Origin of the sequence: Rhodococcus sp. NyZ502, assembly GCF_041464245.1 — a bacterium.
Taxonomy (GTDB): domain Bacteria; phylum Actinomycetota; class Actinomycetes; order Mycobacteriales; family Mycobacteriaceae; genus Rhodococcus_F; species Rhodococcus_F qingshengii.
On sequence record NZ_CP167155.1, the window covers coordinates 4048168 to 4069051 of the forward strand.

The 20884-nt window shown below is 62.4% G+C and carries 17 protein-coding genes and 1 tRNA gene; 11 read left to right on the forward strand and 7 right to left on the reverse strand.

Annotated elements, in window-relative coordinates; translation table 11 throughout:
• The first annotated feature begins 114 nt into the window (after positions 1-114).
• Both ACBG85_RS18605 and ACBG85_RS18610 read left to right on the forward strand, forming a co-directional pair.
• On the forward strand, positions 115-942 hold the full coding sequence (locus tag ACBG85_RS18605; RefSeq protein ID WP_003941378.1) for a DUF3105 domain-containing protein: 828 nt from the start codon (positions 115-117) through the stop codon (positions 940-942).
• Positions 935-1654, forward strand: a complete 720-nt coding sequence (locus tag ACBG85_RS18610; RefSeq protein ID WP_007726186.1) for a DUF305 domain-containing protein — start codon at positions 935-937, stop codon at positions 1652-1654. Before ACBG85_RS18605 ends, ACBG85_RS18610 begins: the two co-directional genes overlap by 8 nt.
• A 55-nt stretch (positions 1655-1709) precedes the next feature.
• Here the strand turns inward: ACBG85_RS18610 and ACBG85_RS18615 are convergent, their stop codons facing one another.
• Positions 1710-4079 (reverse strand): phosphoketolase, encoded by a 2370-nt coding sequence (locus ACBG85_RS18615; RefSeq protein WP_007726185.1) that lies wholly within the window; start codon positions 4077-4079, stop codon positions 1710-1712.
• Between the two features lie 243 nt (positions 4080-4322).
• Here ACBG85_RS18615 and ACBG85_RS18620 point away from each other — a divergent pair.
• The 4 genes from ACBG85_RS18620 (at position 4323) to ACBG85_RS18635 (ending at position 8766) form a co-directional block, all read left to right on the forward strand.
• A tRNA-Arg gene (locus ACBG85_RS18620) sits at positions 4323-4398 on the forward strand.
• 89 nt (positions 4399-4487) lie between these two features.
• The gene (locus ACBG85_RS18625; protein ID WP_030537328.1) at positions 4488-5414 is read left to right on the forward strand and encodes a LysR substrate-binding domain-containing protein; all 927 of its coding nucleotides are present in this window, start codon (positions 4488-4490) and stop codon (positions 5412-5414) included.
• 128 nt (positions 5415-5542) lie between these two features.
• On the forward strand, positions 5543-6871 hold the full coding sequence (locus ACBG85_RS18630) for an MFS transporter (protein WP_063316877.1): 1329 nt from the start codon (positions 5543-5545) through the stop codon (positions 6869-6871).
• Positions 6872-6873: 2 nt separating this feature from the next.
• Positions 6874-8766, forward strand: coding sequence for an FAD-dependent monooxygenase (locus ACBG85_RS18635; protein ID WP_372027878.1), 1893 nt, complete (start codon positions 6874-6876; stop codon positions 8764-8766).
• Between the two features lie 73 nt (positions 8767-8839).
• Here the strand turns inward: ACBG85_RS18635 and ACBG85_RS18640 are convergent, their stop codons facing one another.
• Positions 8840-10369, reverse strand: coding sequence for an MFS transporter (locus ACBG85_RS18640; RefSeq protein WP_372024299.1), 1530 nt, complete (start codon positions 10367-10369; stop codon positions 8840-8842).
• 85 nt (positions 10370-10454) lie between these two features.
• On the opposite strand from ACBG85_RS18640, the gene ACBG85_RS18645 reads away from it, so the two are divergent.
• Together ACBG85_RS18645 and ACBG85_RS18650 are read left to right on the forward strand one after the other, a co-directional pair.
• Positions 10455-10832 carry a MarR family winged helix-turn-helix transcriptional regulator gene (locus ACBG85_RS18645; protein WP_003941367.1) on the forward strand — a complete coding sequence of 126 codons (378 nt, stop codon included), beginning with the start codon at positions 10455-10457 and terminating at the stop codon, positions 10830-10832.
• A gap of 233 nt (positions 10833-11065) precedes the next feature.
• Complete coding sequence (locus ACBG85_RS18650) at positions 11066-12217, forward strand: N(5)-(carboxyethyl)ornithine synthase (RefSeq protein WP_007726175.1); 1152 nt, start codon at positions 11066-11068, stop codon at positions 12215-12217.
• A gap of 9 nt (positions 12218-12226) precedes the next feature.
• Here ACBG85_RS18650 and ACBG85_RS18655 read toward each other — a convergent pair whose 3' ends face one another.
• From ACBG85_RS18655 to ACBG85_RS18675, 5 genes are all read right to left on the reverse strand, one after another.
• The gene (locus ACBG85_RS18655; RefSeq protein ID WP_007726173.1) at positions 12227-12598 is read right to left on the reverse strand and encodes a limonene-1,2-epoxide hydrolase family protein; all 372 of its coding nucleotides are present in this window, start codon (positions 12596-12598) and stop codon (positions 12227-12229) included.
• Positions 12595-13749 (reverse strand): 3'(2'),5'-bisphosphate nucleotidase CysQ, encoded by a 1155-nt coding sequence (locus ACBG85_RS18660; protein WP_372024304.1) that lies wholly within the window; start codon positions 13747-13749, stop codon positions 12595-12597. Before ACBG85_RS18660 ends, ACBG85_RS18655 begins: the two co-directional genes overlap by 4 nt.
• Positions 13746-15590 (reverse strand): adenylyl-sulfate kinase, encoded by a 1845-nt coding sequence (gene cysC, locus ACBG85_RS18665; protein WP_003941334.1) that lies wholly within the window; start codon positions 15588-15590, stop codon positions 13746-13748. Before cysC ends, ACBG85_RS18660 begins: the two co-directional genes overlap by 4 nt.
• The gene (cysD, locus tag ACBG85_RS18670; protein WP_209922761.1) at positions 15590-16516 is read right to left on the reverse strand and encodes a sulfate adenylyltransferase subunit CysD; all 927 of its coding nucleotides are present in this window, start codon (positions 16514-16516) and stop codon (positions 15590-15592) included. The genes cysC and cysD overlap by 1 nt, the downstream gene beginning before the upstream one ends.
• Positions 16517-16658: 142 nt before the next feature.
• Entirely contained in the window at positions 16659-17594 is a 936-nt protein-coding gene (locus ACBG85_RS18675; RefSeq protein WP_039972651.1) for a helix-turn-helix domain-containing protein, read from the reverse strand.
• A 116-nt stretch (positions 17595-17710) separates the two neighbouring features.
• Between ACBG85_RS18675 and ACBG85_RS18680 the strand changes: the two genes are divergently transcribed.
• Genes ACBG85_RS18680 through ACBG85_RS18690 form a run of 3 tightly spaced genes read left to right on the forward strand, consistent with a single transcriptional unit; the run spans position 17711 to position 20809 of the window.
• Positions 17711-18877 (forward strand): hypothetical protein, encoded by a 1167-nt coding sequence (locus tag ACBG85_RS18680; RefSeq protein ID WP_030537322.1) that lies wholly within the window; start codon positions 17711-17713, stop codon positions 18875-18877.
• A 2-nt stretch (positions 18878-18879) separates the two neighbouring features.
• Complete coding sequence (locus ACBG85_RS18685) at positions 18880-19662, forward strand: SDR family oxidoreductase (RefSeq protein ID WP_007726165.1); 783 nt, start codon at positions 18880-18882, stop codon at positions 19660-19662.
• Positions 19663-19669: 7 nt separating this feature from the next.
• Entirely contained in the window at positions 19670-20809 is a 1140-nt protein-coding gene (locus tag ACBG85_RS18690; RefSeq protein ID WP_007726163.1) for a sulfotransferase, read from the forward strand.
• The last annotated feature ends 75 nt before the right edge of the window (positions 20810-20884 follow it).

The following is a 20884-nucleotide window of genomic DNA, read 5'->3' on the forward strand; positions in this document are numbered from 1 at the left end:
TCAAAGTTTGCCCTCAGACTCGGAAAGTACAGTGGTAATGCCCGAGCTACCACCGCGTACCTTCATGCGCGGGCGCGCCACACCTCAAGCCCACACACCGAAAGAGCCCAATCGATGCCAAGCGGTTCCGATAGTCGCGGTCCCAACAAGAACTCCGGGGCCAAATCAGCCAAGGCCATCAAGGCCGCCAACAAGAACAGTCGGCCGGCCAAGAAGGGCAAGGGCGGCGTCCCCGCTCCCCGCCAGATCCCCTGGCTGTCGATCGGCGCCGGTGTGGCTGTGCTCGCACTCATCGCCGTGCTCGGTATCAATCTGTGGCCCAAGGTCGAGGAGCGGCAGGCCCTCGAGCCGTACAAGTACAGCTCCGAGAACAAGGATCCGTCCGACAAGATCGACGGCGTCCTCAAGATCGAGTACCCGGCCGGCCAGCACGTCGATTCCACTCAGCGCGTGGCGTACGACCAGACCCCGCCGTTCGGTGGCCCGCACGACGCCACCTGGGCTAACTGCACCGGAACCGTGTACGCCGACCCGATTCGCACCGAGAACGCCGTCCACTCGCTCGAGCACGGCGCCATCTGGATCACGTACAACCCCGATCTCGTCGACCAGGACCAGATCGACAGTCTCGCCGGACGCGTGAACGGCAAGTCCTACATGCTGATGTCGCCGTACCCCGGTCAGAGCAGCCCCATTTCTCTGCAGTCGTGGGGCCATCGCCTCGAGATCGACAAGGCCGACGACGATCGCATCGATCAGTTCATCACTGCGCTGAACCAGAACCCGAACGTCTACCCCGAGGTCGGCGCGAGCTGCACCAACCCGCTGTTCACTCCGTCGACGTCGCCGTTCGATCCGACACCTCCGGGCGCCGACGCCATCCAGATGGACGGCACGGGCGCTACCCCGGCCACCGACGAACAGATTCCCGCCGGTGGATAGTTCGACGAACACCGATCAGTCTTCGAAGCCGAGTCAGCGCACCGCACTGCTGATCATCGGTCTGATCGGCGCGATCGCCGTCGGTTTTGCGCTCGGCGCACTGACCAACCTCCTCGGACCCGATGCGAAGTCGTCACTGACCGTTCCGGCTTCGGATTCGGTGGACGTGGGCTTCGCGCAGGACATGAGCGTGCATCACAGCCAGGCCGTCGACATGGCGGCCATCGCCCTGACGAAGTCCACGGACAACGACGTACGCACGCTGGCGTTCGACATCTTGACCACGCAGCAGAACCAGCTCGGTCAGATGCAGGCGTGGCTGACCATGTGGGATCAGCCGCTGTCCAAGGTGGGCCCGTACATGGAGTGGATGTCGTCGGATTCGGGCTCCGGCCATGGATCGCACGGGACTTCGGCCACGATGGACATGAGTCATTCCGGGCCGGTCGACACGATGCCCGGCATGGCGTCCCCCGAGGACCTTGCGGCTCTCCGCGCAGCGGAAGGTCTGCAACTCGACACCTTGTTCCTGCAGCTGATGCTTCGTCACCACGAAGGTGGGCTTCCGATGATGGAGTACGCAGCAGCCGACGCCACCGAGGGGCCGGTGCGCAGCCTGGCGCAGACGATGGTCAACACGCAGCAGAGCGAGTCCAAGCTGATGACCGACATGTTGGCAGCTCGCGGCGCAGTGCCACTGCCCATGAACTGAGCAGAACTGAACTGAGCCGAGAATGTTCAGACCCAACTGGGCCTGGTCCTGAATTTCAGGACCAGGTCCAGTTTTCTACTTCCGGCATGTCTTCGAGGTGCTCGACGATGTAACGCGAGTGCTTTTCGAGTTGTGTGCGGCAGAACTCCGCCAACTCGGACGCCCCGGCCGGCCGACGCTTGGAGCGTCGTAGCGCCTCGATCACCAGGTGGTAGCGGCTCATCTTGTTGAGGACGACCATGTCGAACGGTGTTGTGGTTGTTCCCTGTTCACTGAATCCGCGAACGTGGAAGCGCTCGGGACTCGGACGCCCGTGAATCAGTTCGTGCACGGCACGCGAGTATCCGTGGAATGCGAACACGACGTCGGTCTGCGCGGAGAACAGATCGAGGAAGACCCGCTCCCCGAATCCGTGGGGATGCTCGGTTGGCGTCAGCAAGGCCATCAGATCGACGACGTTGACGACGCGGGTGATCAGTTCGGGTGTGTGATCGCGCAGCAACTGTGCAGCAGCCAGGATCTCCTGCGTCGGCACATCTCCCGCGGCGGCCAGGACCACGTCCGGTTCCTGTCCGCGAGCCTCGGTTCCGGCCCATTCCCAGACCGAAGCGCCCGCCGCGCAGTGCTCGTGCGCTTGCTCGAGCGTGAGGTACTGCAGGTGCGGTTGCTTGTCCACGACTATCAGGTTGACGTGGTCGGTACTACGCAGGCAGTGGTCCGAGATCGAGAGCAAGGTGTTGGAATCCGGCGGCAGCCACACGCGGATCACACTGGGTGCCAAGGGAATAACGGCGTCGATCATGCCGGGGCCCTGATGACTGAATCCGTTGTGATCGTTGCGCCAGCACGTACTGGTCAACAGCACGTTGAGCGAAGCGACGGACGCCCGCCACGGCAGGTCGACGGCATGTTGGAGCCACTTGGCGTGCTGGATGAGCATCGAGACACTTACCATGGCAAATGCTTCGTAGCTCGCGAACATCCCGTGTCGGCCCGACAGCAGATAGCCCTCGAGCCAACCCTCGCAGAGGTGCTCGCTGAGGACCTCCATGACACGACCGTCCGCGGACAGCCCGTCGTCGTAGTCGGTGATCGGCAGTTGCCAGCAGCGATCGGTTGTCTCGAATACGGCGCCGAGGCGATTGCTAGCCGTCTCGTCCGGACAGAAGAGTCGGAAGATCCCGCCGCTGTCCTCGGTTTCCGTGGCGGCGTAGATGTCGCGCAGAAGCTCGCCGAGCACTCGCGTCGTCTCGTGGAAGGTCGAACCCGGCGATTGGATGGGAAGCGCGTACTTTTCGAGCGGCGGCATCGGGAGATCGACGCGAAGTCGTCCACCGTTCGCGTAGGGAGTGCTCCCCATGCGCTTGTCCCCCGTCGGCGAGAGCGCCGCCAGTTCCGCGGCCAGTGATCCGTTGGCGTCGAACAACTCGTCCGGACGGTACGACCGCATCCACTCTTCGAGTTGCCGCAGATGCGATTCGTTGGTTCGCACGCCGGACAACGGCACCTGGTGCGCACGATGTGTGCCCTCGACCAAAATTCCGTCGACGGTGTGTGGACCGGTCCATCCTTTTGGCGTCCGCAACACGATTGCCGGCCACGAACCCGTCCACTCCTCTCCGCGGCGTGCGGCACCCTGCATCTCGCGGATCTTCTCGTGCGCCTGCGAGATCGCTTGATACAGCTGAGGAAACACCGCGTCGGGGTCGTCACCGGAGACGACGATCGGCGCCCACCCCTGTCCACCAAGATAGGCCTGGATGTCTTCGTCGCTGCTGCGTCCGTAGACCGTCGGCCCGGCGATCTTGGCACCGTTCACGTGCAGGATCGGCAACACCGCGCCGTCGCGTCGTGGATTCAGGAACGCCGGGAGCTTCCACGAACCGGACAACGGCCCGGTCTCCGCTTCGCCGTCGCCGATCACACAGGCCACCACGAGGTTCGGATGATCGAAGGCAGCGCCGGCCGCATGGGCAAGGGCGTAGCCGAGTTCGCCGCCTTCGTGGATGCTTCCGGGTGTCTGCACACTCACATGGCTGGGCACTCCGCCGGGAGCGGAGAATCGCCGACACATCCGGTGGATGCCCTCGGCGTCGTCCGAGACTTCCGGATAGATCTCCGAGTACGTTCCCTCGAGATACGTCGACGCGACCAGCGCCGGACCGCCGTGCCCGGGACCGGTCACGTAAAGCCAGTCTGCGCCGGTGGCGACGATGTGCCGATTGAGGAGCGTGTAGATCATCGACAAGCCGGGGCTGGTCCCCCAGTGCCCGAGCAGTCGGGGCTTGATGTGCTCGGCACGCAACGGTTCCCGCAGAAGCGTGTTGTCCTTCAGATAGATCTGCGCGACGGTCAGGTAGTTGGCCGCTGCCCACCACTTCAGGTCGAGCGCGAGCTGGTCTTCGGAATAGTGGTGATCGGTCATCAACGACTCCCGTACCTCACGAGGGTGCCCGAGCAGTCCGCCCGAGCCTGTGCTCAGAGCCGAGCCTAGGCGTAAAAAGCATCCGAGTCAGTCGGTACAGATGATTCGACGACCATGGTCCCCGGCCGCATCCTCGACTACCTCACGCGAGGACGCCATGCCGAGACGGGTGCCGGTTTGGTCTTGTCCCCCCGTGATGCGCTACGCTAACGCAGCCCAATCGGCACACCGAAAGTTCGGTGCGCCCCCGTAGCTCAGGGGATAGAGCGTTCGCCTCCGGAGCGAAAGGTCGCAGGTTCGAATCCTGCCGGGGGCACCACGAAGACGCAGGTCAGCGATTGATCGTCGACCTCTTCACGGTGCCACACCAAAATATTCAGGGCAATCTACCCGACTACTGTCGATCTCATGCCTCGCATCGATCCTGCTCCCACGTACACGATGCGTCAGCTTGCTGCGTTTGTCGCGGTAGCCGAGACCGGAACGATCAGTGCCGCGGCCGAGCGCCTGCACCTCTCTCCTTCCGCCCTGTCCGCGGCGCTCACCGAACTCGAACGCGCGCTCAAAGTTCAACTGTGCGTTCGCCGTCGCTCATTCGGCATTCAACTGACCCGCACCGGTGAATCCGTTCTGGTGCGCGCCCGGGCGCTACTTCAGCAAGCCGGGGAACTCGAATCCGATGCGCTCGGAACCGGCGGAAGCGTGTCGGGGCCCATCGCGATCGGCTGTTATCCCGCTCTGGGGCCGACGGTGTTGCCGTCGATGATCGCCGGGTTCACCCGTGAGAATCCTGACGCGCAGGTGGAGTTCCGCGAGGACACTCAGAATCGGCTCCAGACACATCTCGAGAACGGCGAGTTGGACCTCGCAATCGCTTACGACCTGGACCTGTCTCCACAATTGCGCACAGTTCCGTTGGCCATCCGCGAACCCTTGATCGTCCTGGGTGCAGAACACCCACTCGCGCGGTCCGAGCGACCGATCCATCTTCCGGACCTCGCGGAACACCCGATGGTTCTCCTCGACGCGCCGCCGAGCACCAAACACGCGCTCGACGTCTGTCGCGCAGGCGGATTCGCCCCGAAGGTTGCCTACAGAACTGCGAACTTCGAGACGGCGCGGGCATTTGTCGGCCGTGGCCTCGGCTGGACGCTGCTACTCCAGCGGCCCAAGATCGACGTCACGTACGAGGGGCTCGAGGTGGTCGTCAAGACCATCGCTTCCCCCGCCGTGCCGTCGGTGCACGTAGTTCTCGCTTGGCACCAGAACACTCGCCTCAGCCGCGTCGCACGCGCTTTCATAGAATTCGTTTCACCCTCAGAACCTGCCCAATAGTCCCGCTACCAGGCAGCGGAGCTGGTTCCACGTATTTTCCGTGCAAGAACCTCCATTTCTTTCGCTTTTCAATTGTTGTGGCGCACGTCATTGTTTCTTCAAGCCACATTCATCTCGAAAGGCACTTCATGACCTCCATCGCCTCACCGACCGCAACGCGCGCCGCCGCGACGGTCAAGGCGCGTAAGGCCGCCCTCGGCAGCTTTGTCGGCACCGCCATCGAGTGGTACGACTTCTTCATCTACGGCACCGCCGCCGCACTCGTGCTCGGCAAGCAGTTCTTCCCCGGCACGTCCGATCTGGCCGGCACCCTCGCCGCCTTCGCCACCCTCGCCGTCGGATTCGTCGCGCGTCCCATCGGCGGAATCGTGATGGGCCACTTCGGCGACCGCATCGGACGCAAATCCATGTTGGTCACCTCGTTGATGCTGATGGGCTGCGCCACCGTTGCCATCGGGCTGCTACCCAACTACGCCGCTATCGGCGTCTTTGCCCCCATACTCCTGGTGACCTTGCGATTCGTTCAGGGACTCGGTGTCGGCGGCGAGTGGGGCGGCGCAGTTCTGGTCGCCACCGAAAACGCACCGGAGGGCAGGAAGGGGCTGTACGGCAGCGCACCACAAATCGGTGTTCCCGCAGGAGTACTGGTGGCCAATCTCGTCTATCTCCCCCTCGCCGCCTTCATGGACGACGATGCATTCAACTCCTGGGGATGGCGAATCCCGTTCCTGCTCAGCGCAGTTCTGGTGGGCGTTGCGATGTGGATCCGTCTCGGCCTCGAGGAAAGTGACGAGTTCACCGCGTCCAAGTCCGAGGCACCGGCGGAGTCCATGCCGATTCTCGAGGTTCTCACCAGACACTGGAAGACTGTGCTCCTCGCCGGTGGAACCTTCATAGCCACCAACGGAATCGCGTACGCGTACATGGTTTACGTCCTCAAGTACGGCGAGACCGAACTCGGCTTCAGCAAGACCACGATGCTCTTTCTTCTCATCGCATCCTGCCCGTTCTGGATGGCGGGAATGGCTTTCAGCGCTCACAAGTCGGACACTCTCGGACGCCGGACCGTCTACATCCGCAGTTCGATCACCCTGGTAGTGGCGGCAGCGGTGTTCTTTCCGCTGATCGACACAGCGATCGTTCCGGTGATGCTCGTATCGATGATCGCCCTCGGCTTCACGCTCGGCTGCTGCGCCGGCCCACAAGCGGCACTGTTCGCCGAATTGTTTCCCGCACACATCCGCTACAGCGGAGCGTCACTCGGCTACCAGATCGGCGCAATCCTCGGCGGCGGTCTGGCCCCGATGATCGCCACCGCGCTCTACGCCGCCTTCGGCACCTCGTTCGCCATCACCGCCTACTTCGTGATCATTGCCGTGATCAGCCTGGTTTCCATCCTGCTGCTCCCGGAACCTCAATTGATCCCGAAAAACACTGCCGCACAGAAAGCCTCGTGACCATGTCGACCTACTTTCATCCGAAGAAGTACGCACCCGAGGACTTCGCCTCCCTGGCGCCTTCGGCCGACGCACTTCCCGTCGTGATCGTCGGAGCCGGCCCAGTCGGCATGGGCGTAGCCATGGGCTTGGCGCAGCGCGGCATTGCCGTCACGATTCTCGAAGCGGCCGATCAGGTCTCGTTCGGCAGTCGCGCGATCTGCGTGTCACGCCACAGCCTCGAAGTTGCCGAACGCCTCGGCTTCGGTGCCGAGCTCGAAGACATCGTTCTGCCGTGGGTGGGTGGTCGGAGTTACTACCGCGATCAGGAAGTACTGCAGTTCCGCATGGCATCCGCCGAGCACGACGCGCGTGGACCCATGGTCAACGTCTCGCAATCAGAGTTCGAGCAGATCATGACCGACAAGCTGCTCGCTTACCCACTGGTGAACTTCCACTGGTCGTCGTCGATCGCCGGCATCTCCGTCGGTGACAACGAGGTGACTCTGACCGTCGACACCGCGTTCGGAACCCGCGAACTGCGCGCGGCGTGGGTCGTTGCCGCCGATGGTGGACGCAGCAAGATGCGCGAACTCAGCGGAATCCGCTTGCAGGGCAACAGCTACGAGGGCAACTACGTCATTGCCGACATTCATTGGGAATCGGAACTCCCGGCCGAGCGTCTGGTGTGGTTCGACGCACCCAGCAACCCGGGGTCCACGATCATCATGCATCGCCAACCACGGGACATCTGGCGCATCGACTACCAGCTCGACGCCTCGGACGATCCGGAAGCGGAGACGCAAGAAGATCGCATCCGTGACCGCATCACGCGTCACCTCGAATGGCTCCAGAGCGACATCCCCTGGACCCTGGAATGGTTCGGCTTCTACCGCGCCCACGCACTCGCTCTGGAAGATTTCACTCACGGCCGTGTGCTTTTTGCCGGCGACGCCGCGCATCTCGTTCCGATCTTCGGTGTTCGCGGCCTGAACTCGGGCATGGAAGACGCCGAGACCTTGGTGTGGCAACTAGCCGCCGTCATCAACGGAGCTGCCGATTCCACCATCCTCGACGCGTATTCGAAGGAACGTCGCAGCGCGTGGCAGCAGAACGTCGACAACGCAGGCAAGTCGACGCTCATCATGTCGCCGGGAAGTCACGGCTACCGGACCACCCGCGATGCCGTACTCGAACTCGCCACCAAGCGAAGCGAATTCGCGCACCTCATCAACCCGCGCCAGTCGAGTGCGACGCACGCCCGGCTCTCCCCGCTGACGTGGCCGACAGCTGCGGGCGCCGAGGGCGTACTACCCGGCGATCCGTTGGAAGACAGGGTCGTCCAGGTCTCGGCGGACGGTTCATCTACCTCCTTGAACAGTCTGCGCGGTACTGGATTCGGCCTGCTGGCTTTCGGACTGTCAGCTGAGCTGGTATCCGAACTCGACACGCAAGCCGAAATCCTTGCTCAGGCCCTTGCACCGGAAACCGTACGCGTGATCACCGTGGGAACTACCGACTCCACGGTTCCCGATGCCGAAGGCAATCTCGCATCTGCCCTCGGCGCTCGTGTCGGCGAAATCTTCGTGATTCGGCCCGACGGATTGGTGCTGTGCCGCATCAGCGATCCCACGCAATTGAACGACGTGGCCAAACACCTCACCGCCGGCACTGCGCCGACGCACTTCGATACGGCACAGTCGGCGACAACTGCGGTGGTCGACGACGAGGGCCACCGCGAACACGTCTGGTTGGCACTGTCGAACGCACTCGATCAGGCTGATCCGTCCGACCGCGAAGCCATGTTGGTGCGCCTTGCCTTGATTCTCGGTTCGCAAGCTACGTCGACGAGCTTCGACGTAGCACTGAAAGACGCTGCCCTGAAAGACGCAGCCCTGAAATCTGCCACCCGATAGTTCAGACACAGCAACTCGGCCGCGCAGGATTGTCTCCTACGCGGCCGAGCGCATTCGCGGATGAAGCGAGTATTCAGTTCACCTCGGCCAATTCCTTTTCTTCCTCAGCGCGCCTTTCACGCACGGATCTTCCCCGCAGCGACCTTCCACGTACCAGCGGCGAGACGGTGATCGCCAAGCCCACCAGCGCGACTCCGGTAACCAGGATCAGTCCGGGATGGAACTGCTCGAATCCGGCGGTACCGGCGCCGGACGCGGTGTGCGATCCAGCGGTTACGAGGGCAGTGGTGAGAGCGAGCACGAGCGCCGCACCGACCTGAGCGGAGGTGTTCACCAGCCCGGACGCCAAACCCTGCTCCGAGTCGTCGACACCCGAGGTGGCCTGGGCCATGATCGAGGTGTACCCCAGCGCGAATCCGAGTCCGAGCAGGATGACGCTCGGCAGAATCGCCACGACGTACGACGGTGAATCGCTGCCCGCGAAGAGGAACCAGAGGTACCCGACGCTGAGCGAGGTCAGTGCCGCGATGATGAGCTTGGCACTGCCGTACAGGTCGACCAGCCGTCCGACGAACGGCGATCCGAATGCGACGATGATGCCCGCGGGCAGCAGTGCCATCGCCATCTTCAGGGGCGACCAGCCGAGGGCCGATTGCAGGAAGATCGTCATCATGAACTGGAAGCTCAGGTAGGAACCGAAGAGCGCGATGATGGCCAGATTCGCACGAACGATAGTGCCGACGCGCAGAAGCCCAAGTCGCACAAGCGGATGCGCCACCTTCTTCTCCACGAAGAAGAACGTCGCCAGAAGCACGGCTGCGACGGCGAACGAACCCAGCGTCATCGGGTGTGCCCATCCACGGGTCGGAGCCGAAACCATCGTGTACACCGTGAGAAGCATTCCCGTCACCAGGGTGACGGCGCCGACGAGATCGTGTCCCCCGGTATCTGCGGGACGGTCCCGCGGAATGAGGAAGTACCCACCGATCAGCGCGATGACGGCAAACGGAACCGGCATCAGGAACGTGAATCGCCAACCGGCACTGGTCAACAGCCCACCGAGGATCAGACCGGACGAGTAACCACTGGCGCCGAACACGGAGAACACCGACAGCGCACGGTTACGGGCCGGACCTTCCTTGAACGTCGTGGTGAGAATGGACATTGCGGTCGGAGCGGTGAAGGCCGCAGCCAATCCCTTCACGAATCGTGATGCGATCAGCAGTGTTCCGTTGTCGACAAGGCCACCGACCAGCGAGGCGATTGCGAACACGGTCAGTGCGATCAGGAAGACCTTCCTGCGCCCGAGAAGATCGGCGGTACGTCCACCGAGTAGCAACAGGCCGCCGAATCCGAGGACGTAGCCGTTGATGATCCACTGCAGCGAGGTAGTGGACAGGCCCAGTTCATTGCCGATGGACGGTAGCGCGACGCCCACCATCGACACATCGAGACCGTCGAGGAACAACACGAGGCAGAGCACCGCGAGGATGCCCCACAGCTTGAGGGACCAGCCCTCCCCTGTGGCCGGATCCGAGGATTCCGTAGAAACCGGGGCGTCCGGCGAATCGAATGGTTTGAGTGTCGAGTCTGTGCAAGTCACGTCAGCGAGAATAGATGCACATGCACATAATGCACAAGCATTTAATGCAATTGCACGTAATCGAGTCTTCAACTAGAATGCGGTCGTGACGTCGGAATCCGAATTGCGCAACACCTGGCGCTCGCTGTCGACCAGCTACAACGACATCGCGTGCGAACTCGATCGCCAGATGCAGTCGGCGCATGGGCTGAGCATGAGCGACTTCGAGGCTCTCGACCGACTCATGGACGCCACGTGCGAACGTCCACGCATGCAGGAGCTTGCCTCGGAGATGTACCTGAGTCCCAGCGCGCTCTCCCGTAGCGTGGCCCGTCTCGAGAAGGCCGGACTGGTTCAGCGAGCACTGTGCGAGGCCGACCGGCGCGGAGTCTTCGTCGACGTCACCGACAAAGGACGTCAGGTACACGCGGACGCCAGCAAAATTCAACTGGCCGTACTGGATTCACGCCTGCGCGAGCAGTAGCCACACGTCAGCGGAGCACAACACAGCGCCCGGCCACCGGGTGAGGGCCGTTCCGGACTAGACTGAGCACATACCGACGCGCCTTTCTGTTGCCGTCGGCGATCGACAGCAGCGCAGCCAGCACGCTTTCACGCGGTCCTGGCCGAGGCAATCTGCCAGCGTTCCTGCGGCTTCTGCTAGTCCCTCAGGCTCCTGCCTGACATCTCTACCTGCTCCTATCGAGAGATACACAATTGAACAACGCACGCACCCTTGGAGTCATCGGACAGTCGAGCAAACCGGCAGAACGCCGGTTGCCGATCCATCCTGCGCACTTCGATCGCATCGATGCCGAACTACGTTCTCGGATCTACCTCGAAGAAGGCTACGGTCACCCCTTCGGCTACTCCGACGACTACCTCTCGCGCCTCGTTGCCGGAATCCGCACGCGCAAGCAGATTTTGGCGGAAACCGATGTGGTTCTGCTACCGAAGCCGTTGGTGCGTGACCTCGCCGAGCTACGATCAGGTCAGGTTCTCTGGGGCTGGCCGCACTGTGTCCAGGACACCGAACTGACACAGATCGCGATCGACAAGAAACTGACTCTCATCGCCTTCGAGGCCATGAACTTCTGGCACAGCGACGGATCGTTCAATCTGCATGTGTTCCACAAGAACAACGAGCTCGCCGGTTATTGCTCGGTACTGCACGCCCTGCAGTTGATCGGTTCCACCGGTGACTACGGCCGGCGTCTCACCGCTGCCGTGATCGGTTTCGGAGCCACTGCACGCGGCGCGGTCACAGCACTCAAGGCGCACGGTATCCACGAAGTGGACGTCCTCACCCAGCGTGGAGTCACCGCGGTCAGCTCCCCCATCCACTCGGCGCGCATGGTCTCGTTCGACAACAACAACGGTGACGTCCGTGGCAGCCACGTCATGCTCGACAACCACAGCGTGCCGGTGCCCGGCTTCTTGGCCGAGCACGACATCGTCGTCAACTGCGTACTGCAGAACACGGACGCCCCACTGACGTTCTTGACCGAGGAAGATCTCATGGACTTCCAACCGGGAAGCCTCATCGTCGACGTCTCGTGCGACGAAGGCATGGGGTTCAGCTGGGCTCGTCCCACCTCGTTCGCGGATCCGACCTTCATCGTCGGCGACAACATCACTTACTACGGCGTCGATCACAGCCCATCGTACCTGTGGAACTCCGCGTCGTGGGAGATCAGCGAATCACTTCTTCCCTACCTGCCCACTGTGATGGCAGGAGAGACGGCCTGGAAGGCAGACGAGACCGTCGACCGCGCCATCGAAATCCGTGACGGCGTCATCGTGAATCCCGCCATTACGCGTTTCCAGCACCGCTCGTCGGACTACCCGCACGCTGTCATCGCGGAGTAGGCGCCCCGATCAGGCCTGGCCGGCTGCCGCATTGATCGGCGCCATGTCGAAATAGTCGCGCCAGGCTTTGATCTTTCCGTCCTCGACTTCGAACACCCCCATGACCGGGAGCGCTACCTCGGCGCCGTTGATGGTGAAGACGTCGACGCGCTCGTTCATGACGGTGTTGCCGTCCGCGACCTGACGCTTGATCTGAAAGTCGATGTTGCCGAAGGCACCGACAAACTGCTCGATGAACGCCCGGACGGCCTCGCGACCGACCACGGGCTCCATCGGGATGTTGTGATAAACGACGTCATCGGTGAAGTAGTCGACGATCTTTGCAACATCGGCGTCTGCCCACAGCGCACAGAAATCGGTGATCAGTTTGTCCGATGTCATTGTGTTCCAGCCTCTTTCGAATCGTCTTCGTGGGGTTCGATGATTGCCAGGATGCTTTCGATCTCGCCTGCCGGTATCCCGAAGTACTCGGTCACGAAAACCGTGACGGCCGGTGCCTGGCCGGGTGTTCCGAGGTCGAGCAGATACCGGGCTACTACGCTCTCGCCCCACTCACGCAGCGCGAGTTCACGTATCGCCACGATTCCGCGATATTGCTGGCCTTGTTCGAGCTCGTTGCTGATGAAGGCGCCGCTGTCACCGGTTCGCTGACCGTTCTCGACCCGCCAGGCGTCGGCGGCGAAGCGGACCTTCGCTGCGTCATGAGTGAGCAATGCGTTCACGTATTCACGCGCCATGGCGACGCGTCCGCTGACCGCAGACTCCGTGGAGTGCTTGGCAATTGCGCCCAGGATCGACTCCGACAACTCCGGTCGGCAGATCACGAGATCCGGCAGGTACGGATGAGATTCGTTGTAGAGCAGCGGCGAACCGTCGATGCGGCTGCAATGCAGTCCCGCCGCCTGTGCGACGCCGACGGGCGCAGCCGAATCCCATTCCCACTGCCCACCGGCGTGCAGGTACGCGTCGACCTCGCCGCGCACCACCGCCATCGCCTTGGCGCCGGCCGATCCCATGTGCACCACGTCGGCGCCGAGTTCGGCTGCCACCGCTTCGGTGAATGCGGGTGGTCGCGATCCGCTGACTACTACGCGGAGCGGCGAGTTGGCGGCAACCGAAGCTGCCTCGTCGCCACTGGAGTACACCGCTCCGAGCGCCGGCTGAGCAACCGCGGCTGCGGTAATTCCGCTACCGCGCTCCCAAAGCGCCACGTGCACTGCCCAATCCGCATGATTCGGCAAGCCGTATTCCTTGGAGCCGTCCAGCGGATCGATGATCCAGACCCGAGCTGCATCCAGACGACTGCGATCGTCGGCAGATTCCTCAGAGAGCACGGCATCGCCCGGCCGCTCGGCAGCCAACCGGTCGAGGATGTAGGAATCGGCGGCCTTGTCGCCCCGGCGACCCAGTTCACGACCGTCGTCGACACCCAGACCCTCGGCTCGGATCCCCAGGAGGATCGCACCGGCGGCCTGCGCCAATTCCGCCGCGAGTGCCTCGTCGGCGATTCTGCTGTGTGTGGATTCGCTCACCGGTCCAACACTTCCATAATTCGCAGCGCAAGTTCGGTAGGCGTTCCGTCTTCGGGTCTGATCACCAGCTCGGGACTTGTCGGAGCTTCGTAGGGATCGTCGACTCCGGTGAATCCCGTGATTTCCCCGGCCCTGGCCTTGGCGTACATGCCCTTGGGGTCTCGGGCTTCACATTGCTCGATCGGGGTGTCGACGTAGACCTCGACGAACTTCAGCCCGGCGGCCTCGTGCGCCGCCCGCACTCGATCACGATCTTCGCGGTACGGGCTTATCAGGCAGGCCACTGCCACTGCACCTGAATCAGCGAACAACTGCGCCACCGAGCCGACTCGGCGGACGTTCTCGGCGCGGTCATCGGCACTGAATCCCAGATCCGCGTTCAATCCGTGCCGGAGGTTGTCGCCGTCGAGGCGGTACGCCGGAATACCCGCGGCCACCAAGCGGCGTTCGAGTTCCACCGCGATCGTCGACTTACCCGAGGCCGAGAGACCGGTGAGCCACACGGTGGCGCCGGCAGTCGCACGTTCCTCGCGAGAAACCTCCGAACTGTGCCAGACGACGCGCGATTCCTTGAGCGTCGGACCGTTGATCATTCCGGCGGCGACGGTATTGCCCGTGGTCTCGTCCACGAGAATGAAGCTGCCCGTCACGCGGTTGCGGCGGTAGGGATCGAACATCAACGGCTGCTGCGTCTTGATCGAGATGCGGCCGATCTCGTTGAGGGACAGAGATTCTGCCTTCTCGTCGCGGTGCAGAGAATTGACGTCCAGCCGGTAGTCGAGCTTGACGATCTGCGCTTTCGTGGAGCGCGTGGTGTGCAGCAACGAGTAGCGATTGTTCTCCGACAGAGTTGTCTGTTCGGTCAACCAACAGACCATCGCATCGATTTCCTGCCCGACCTGCGGCCGGTTGTTGAGCCGACACAATTGGTCCCCGCGGCTGACGTCGAGATCGTCGGTCAGCTCGATGCATACGGCCGAGGGCGCAAACGCTTCGTCGATCACGTCACCGCCCGGCCCGTGGACTGCCTTCACCGTCGAGGTGAATCCTGAAGGCAAAGCCACGATTTCGTCGCCGGGCTTGAAGACGCCGCTGGCCACCGTTCCGGCGTATCCACGGAAATCGTGGAGGTCGGCGTCGGTCTGCTTCTGCGGACGGATCACGTACTGCACCGGAAACCGAGCGTCGATCAAGTTGCGATCCGACGCGATGTGCACCTGCTCGAGATGGTGCAGCAGAGAAGGCCCGTCGTACCAGGACATGTTCTCGGTCCGGGCAACGATGTTGTCCCCCAACAGCGCCGAGACCGGAATGAACGTCAGGTCGTGGACGTCCAACTTGATCGCGAACTGTCGGAATTCTTCCTTGATCTCCTCGAACCGTTCCTGAGACCAGCCCACCAGGTCCATTTTGTTCACACACAGCACGAGGTGGGGTATCCCCAGGAGAGTGGACAAGAAGGCGTGCCGCCGCGTCTGTTCGAGCACCCCTTTGCGAGCATCCACCAGGATCAGGGCAAGGTCGGCCGTCGACGCGCCGGTCACCATGTTGCGGGTGTACTGCTCGTGCCCGGGAGTGTCCGCAATGATGAACTTCCGATGAGGGGTCGCGAAATACCGGTGGGCCACGTCGATCGTGATGCCCTGTTCACGCTCGGCGCGCAATCCGTCGGTCAGTAGCGCGAGGTTGGCGTACTCGTCGCCGCGTTCTCGACTGCTCCGTTCCACGGCCTCGAGTTGGTCCTCGAAGATCGACTTGGAGTCGTAGAGCAACCGGCCGATGAGTGTCGATTTTCCGTCGTCGACACTGCCCGCTGTAGCGACTCTCAGCAGTTGCGGCATCAGAAGTACCCCTCTTTCTTACGATCTTCCATGCCAGCTTCGGAAATCCGGTCATCAGCCCTGGTTGCGCCACGCTCCGTGATACGGCTCGCCGCAACTTCTTCCACGACAGCGCCCGGTGTTTCGGCCGACGATTCGACACATCCGGTACACGTTGCGTCGCCGACCGTACGGAAGCGCACCAACGCCTCGTAGGACTCTTCGCCGGCGCGAAGCTCGAGGAAACGGGTGCGTGCCAACAACATTCCGTCGCGTGGAACCACCTCGCGACGATGGGCGTAGTAGATGCCGGGGAGGTCGATCTGCTCGCTCTCGATGTACTGCCAGATGTCGAGCTCTGTCCAGTTGGAGAGCGGGAAGATCCGAATATGTTCGCCCTTACGGTGTTTGCCGTTGTACAGGTTCCACAGTTCAGGTCGCTGCACCTTCGGATCCCATTGCCCGAACTCGTCCCGGAAGCTGAACACCCTCTCTTTGGCGCGCGCCTTCTCCTCGTCTCGGCGAGCACCACCGAACACGGCGTCGAACTTGTTGTAGCGAATTCCGCGCAGCAACGCGTGCGTCTGCAGGCGATTGCGACTGGAACCGACTCCGGTGTCCTCGATGACGCGTCCGGCGTCGATGTCGTCCTGCACGCTGGAGACGACAAGACGCAGGTTGAAGCGATCGACCGTCTGGTCGCGGAATTCGATCACCTCGTCGAAATTGTGACCGGTGTCGACGTGCATCACAGCGAACGGCAGTGGGGCAGGCCAGAATGCCTTGGCCGCTACGTGCAGCATCACGACGGAATCCTTACCTCCGGAGAACAGGAGGACCGGCTTTTCGAAAGTCGCTGCGACTTCGCGGAAAATATGGACCGCCTCCGCTTCGAGTGCTCGCAGATGCGACAACTCGTAGGCGGGCGGGGTCTGGAGTGTTGCCATGTCTTTTGCTCCTGAGCATCACGTACTCCGTGCGGAACACCATTCCGCATCGGTACATTTATGTACCGGACTGGTTCTAAATTGAACGCAATCACAGAATAGAACTCGTTCTACCCAAAGGTCAATGACCGGCAATCAGACGTCACAGACCGCGAACCGGACTCCTGCCACCAACTTCCGCCGTCACCGCATCCGCCGCCGCAACCAGCGCCGCGGCGCGGCGCTCGATCTCGGCGCCCGTGATCGCCCCACCCACATACAGAGTGAGCACAAGGGCCTGATGCCCCTCGGCGTCGTAGGTCGGGGCGGCAATGAGACTCACCGGATGCTCGTCGTCAGAGCTGATGTCGCGTCCGAGATACACCCTCTCGCCCAGGCTCGAGACCATCTCACCGAGCAGTTCACGCACCTCCGGCGGAAGATCGTGCGTCGCAACGCCCGCCATCAGCGTGTGCAGTCGCTGCCCGACGGGATCCAGACTCTCGACCAGATACCCCGCAGCCCGACACTCGCGGACCACGTTCCACAGACGCTCGCGATCCAAGCGCACCGGTAGGCTCGGCTCTTTGCTCAGCCAACTGTCCATGTCGTGATCCGAACCCCAGAGGACGTACATCAGTCCGACCGGTGGAGCGAACGGGTACACCTGACCGACCTTGGCGGCGCGACGCGCGCCGATCGGTCCGGTCACTTCGAGAACGCTGATCTGATCACCGATCACACCGGACGCCGTGCACGTCGTCCCGAACTCCGTGCTCACTTTCTCCAGATGGGTGCGGGCAATGGGTCCGACGGCAAATCCCCGCTGAGCTGCACGTCCGGCTGCGATCAAGGCCGGACCGAGCCCATAGGTCTTCGACACCTCGTCCCGAGTCAGGTATCCACGATCAGCCAGCGCCGTGAGGATTCCCAAGCAGGTGGGCTTGCTGATCTCGAGCGCGCGGGCCAGTTCCGACAGCCCGAACCGCTGATCAGGGCGACCGACGAGGTAGTCGAGCACCTGAACCACCCGTTCGGTGGGAGGCGATTGTCTCCCCCTCGGGCGTCCCTCTTCAGGCGTCTTCTCCGGTCCACCCATTGACCACTCCCTAGAACGCGTTCTATTGTCGAAATACCCAACATCTACCAAATAGGTACATATTTGTACCACGACGCTCTGGACCGGCGACATAGTCGGAACTGTGAGGAGCCAGCGTGCTGACGGACCCGTTTGCCGAGGCGATCGCCGAAGCCGAGAAATTGATCGAGACTGCGCCGCACATCAGATCCGAACAGGATCTACTGGAGGGATACCAATATCTGGCCGGCGGAATAATCGCGACGACGCATGCCGCCTGGGCCGGCGAAAAGACCCATCCGAGTTTCATCCAGGGCACCGGACCATTCACCAAGATGGGCCTCGACAACCCCGACACTCTGTACTTCGGCGCCCGAATCAACGACGACAAGGAATACAAGGTCACCGGAAAGCGCGGCACCACAGCCGATCTCAGCTTCCAAGTGTTGAGTGGGAACTACACCAACTCGAACGTTCCCGGAAGCGAAATTGCCTTCGACGACCGCGAGCTGGAGATAGACGACGACGGCAACTTCGTCGCTTGGTTCGGCCCCGGCCCCGCCGACGGACGAGCCAACTACTACACCCTGGCGCCCGGATCCTCGCAGCTGGTTGTTCGCGAGGTCTACAGCGACTGGAGTCAGCAGCGCGGCGTGATCCGCATCGAGCGCACCGATTCGATCGGGATCGCGCCGCCACCTCTCACCGCCGAAGAGACCGAGAAGCGTTACGCCCGGGCTGGGAAGGCACTGGTCACGCGGGTCAAGACGTGGCTCCAGTTCCCGGAGTGGTTCTACCTCAAGCTCGCGGTCAACACCATGACCGAACCACGCCTGACACCGGGCGGGCTGGCAACGCAGTACTCGTCGGTGGGACATTACGAACTCACCGACGAGCAGGCGATGATCATCACCGTTCCCGCCTCCGACGCACCGTATCTCGGCTTCCAACTGGGGAGCCTCTGGTACATCTCACTGGACTACGTCAATCATCAGACCTCCCTCAACAACGGCCAGGCACAGGTCGATCCGGACGGGATGGTTCGAATGGTGGTCAGCGAGAAGAACCCCGGTGTCACCAACTGGATCGAAACCGTCGGACATCCGCGCGGCATTCTGCAGTTCCGTTGGCAGCGCGTGTCCCGCGAGCTGACGCCGCAGGACGGTCCCACCGTCGAAATCGTCGCCGTCGCAGATATTGCGAAGCACCTGCCGCATTTCGACACCAACGCCATCACCGCCGAGGACTGGGCAGCACGCATTGCCCAGCGCCAGGCCGCCATCGACAACCGAATGCTGGGGTAATCATGACCGCCTTGCTCGAAGACCGTGTAGTAGTCATCTCCGGAGTCGGCCCGGCACTCGGCCGCGCTCTGGCCCTTCGATGTGCGTCGGCCGGCGCGAGTCTTGTTCTCGCAGCACGTACGCAATCGCGACTCGACGACGTTGCGAAGGAAATAGTCGATGCCGGTGGGCGCGCCGTCACCGTTGCCACCGACATCACCGACCAGGCTTCCGCCGAGAATCTGGTGGCCGAGTCCATTGCCGCCTACGGCAAAGTGGACACTCTGATCAACAATGCATTCTCGATTCCGTCGATGAAACCGTTGGCTCGCACCGATTACCAGCACATCCGCGACAGCATCGAACTGACCGTACTGGGTGCGTTGCGCCTGACTCAGCTGTTCACGCCGGCACTTGCCGAGTCGGACGGCTCCGTGGTGAACATCAATTCGATGGTGTTGCGGCATTCGCAAGAGCGTTACGGCAGCTACAAGATGGCGAAGTCGGCCCTGCTCGCCATGTCGCAGTCCCTGGCCACCGAACTCGGCCCGCAGGGAATTCGTGTCAATTCGATTGCACCCGGCTATATCTGGGGAGACACCCTCAAGGGATACTTCGCGCACCAGGCGGAGAAGTTCGGCATGACCGTCGAGCAGATCTACGAGCACACTGCGTCGAACACCGACCTCAAGCGCCTGCCGACGACGGATGAAGTATCCGACGCGGCGATCTTCCTGGCGTCTCCGATGGCCAGCGCGATCACCGGCCAATGCATCGACGTCAACTGCGGCGAATTCCATCACTAGGAGCACCATGACTGAACGCACTCACGTCGGCACCGTCGAGGATCTCCACGCCTCGGCGACGCGGATGACCGGACTGACGGACTTCGGCGTCGACGATTACACCGAAGCTCTGTCGGTCCTGCTCGAGTCCTACGACCGCGACGAGGATCTGACGCCGTTCGGCAGCAAGATCTCTCGGGTATTCCTTCGCGGCGCCCTGGTGGCCCGTCTGCTCAGCGAATCGGCGTGGAAGGAGCATCCGGAACACGCCGACGTCAAGATCGAGCGACCGATCTTCGTCACCGGATTGCCACGGACGGGCACCACTGCCTTACACCGCCTCCTCACGGTCGACCCGGCTCACCAGGGCCTCGAGATGTGGCTGACCGAGTTCCCTCAGCCTCGCCCGCCTCGCGATACGTGGGAATCGAACCCGGTCTTCGCCAAGATCGAGGAGACATTCGGTCAACACCACGTCGAGCATCCCGAATTCATGGGCGTGCACTACATGTCGGCCAGCGAAGTCGAAGAATGTTGGCAACTCTTGCGTCAGACGTTCAAGTCCGTGTCGTACGAGTGCCTGGCAAATCTACCCACGTACTCCGCATGGCTGAAGGACCAGGAGTGGTCGAACGCCTATGCACGACACAAGAAGAACCTGCAGCTGATCGGTCTGCCCGATCAGGATCGACGGTGGGTCCTCAAGAACCCGAGCCACCTGTTTGCGCTCGACGAATTGATGGAGGCGTACCCCGACGCTCTCGTCATCCAGACTCACCGCTCCCCTACGACGATCATTCCGTCGGTGTGCAGCCTGGCCGCCCAGGCGACAGAGGGTTGGTCGAACACGTTCACCGACAAGGTGATCGGCGAAAGTCAGCTCGAATTGTGGGCCAGGGGGCTCGAGCAGTTCGACAGTGCACGCGCACACCACAATCCCGCGCAGTTCATCGACGTCGACTATCAGGACTTCGTCACCGATCCACTGGGAACCGTCGAGAACATCTACACGCACTTCGACATCCCGTTGACATCTACCGCCCAGCAGTCGATGGAGGCCATGCACGAGGAAAGCCGCTCGGGTGCTCGCAAACCGTCGCACAAGTACACGCTCGAGGAGTTCGGCCTGACGAAGGAGCAGGTGGAAGAGCGATTCGGAGCTCGCTGACCACGGTTGGTCGACGACCTTGCTGACGACCTTGCTGACGACTGAAGCCCCCGCCGAACGGCGGGGGCTTCAGTG

Bases quoted from the DNA above. Each gene is read 5' to 3' on its own strand.
- ACBG85_RS18605 (WP_003941378.1), top strand. From the start codon at position 115: ATGCCAAGCGGTTCCGATAGTCGCGGTCCCAACAAGAACTCCGGGGCC.
- ACBG85_RS18615 (WP_007726185.1), bottom strand. From the start codon at position 4,079: ATGACCGATCACCACTATTCCGAAGACCAGCTCGCGCTCGACCTGAAG.
- ACBG85_RS18625 (WP_030537328.1), top strand. From the start codon at position 4,488: ATGCCTCGCATCGATCCTGCTCCCACGTACACGATGCGTCAGCTTGCT.
- ACBG85_RS18630 (WP_063316877.1), top strand. From the start codon at position 5,543: ATGACCTCCATCGCCTCACCGACCGCAACGCGCGCCGCCGCGACGGTC.
- ACBG85_RS18635 (WP_372027878.1), top strand. From the start codon at position 6,874: ATGTCGACCTACTTTCATCCGAAGAAGTACGCACCCGAGGACTTCGCC.
- ACBG85_RS18655 (WP_007726173.1), bottom strand. From the start codon at position 12,598: ATGACATCGGACAAACTGATCACCGATTTCTGTGCGCTGTGGGCAGAC.
- cysC (WP_003941334.1), bottom strand. From the start codon at position 15,590: ATGCCGCAACTGCTGAGAGTCGCTACAGCGGGCAGTGTCGACGACGGA.
- cysD (WP_209922761.1), bottom strand. From the start codon at position 16,516: ATGGCAACACTCCAGACCCCGCCCGCCTACGAGTTGTCGCATCTGCGA.
- ACBG85_RS18675 (WP_039972651.1), bottom strand. From the start codon at position 17,594: ATGGGTGGACCGGAGAAGACGCCTGAAGAGGGACGCCCGAGGGGGAGA.
- ACBG85_RS18685 (WP_007726165.1), top strand. From the start codon at position 18,880: ATGACCGCCTTGCTCGAAGACCGTGTAGTAGTCATCTCCGGAGTCGGC.
- ACBG85_RS18690 (WP_007726163.1), top strand. From the start codon at position 19,670: ATGACTGAACGCACTCACGTCGGCACCGTCGAGGATCTCCACGCCTCG.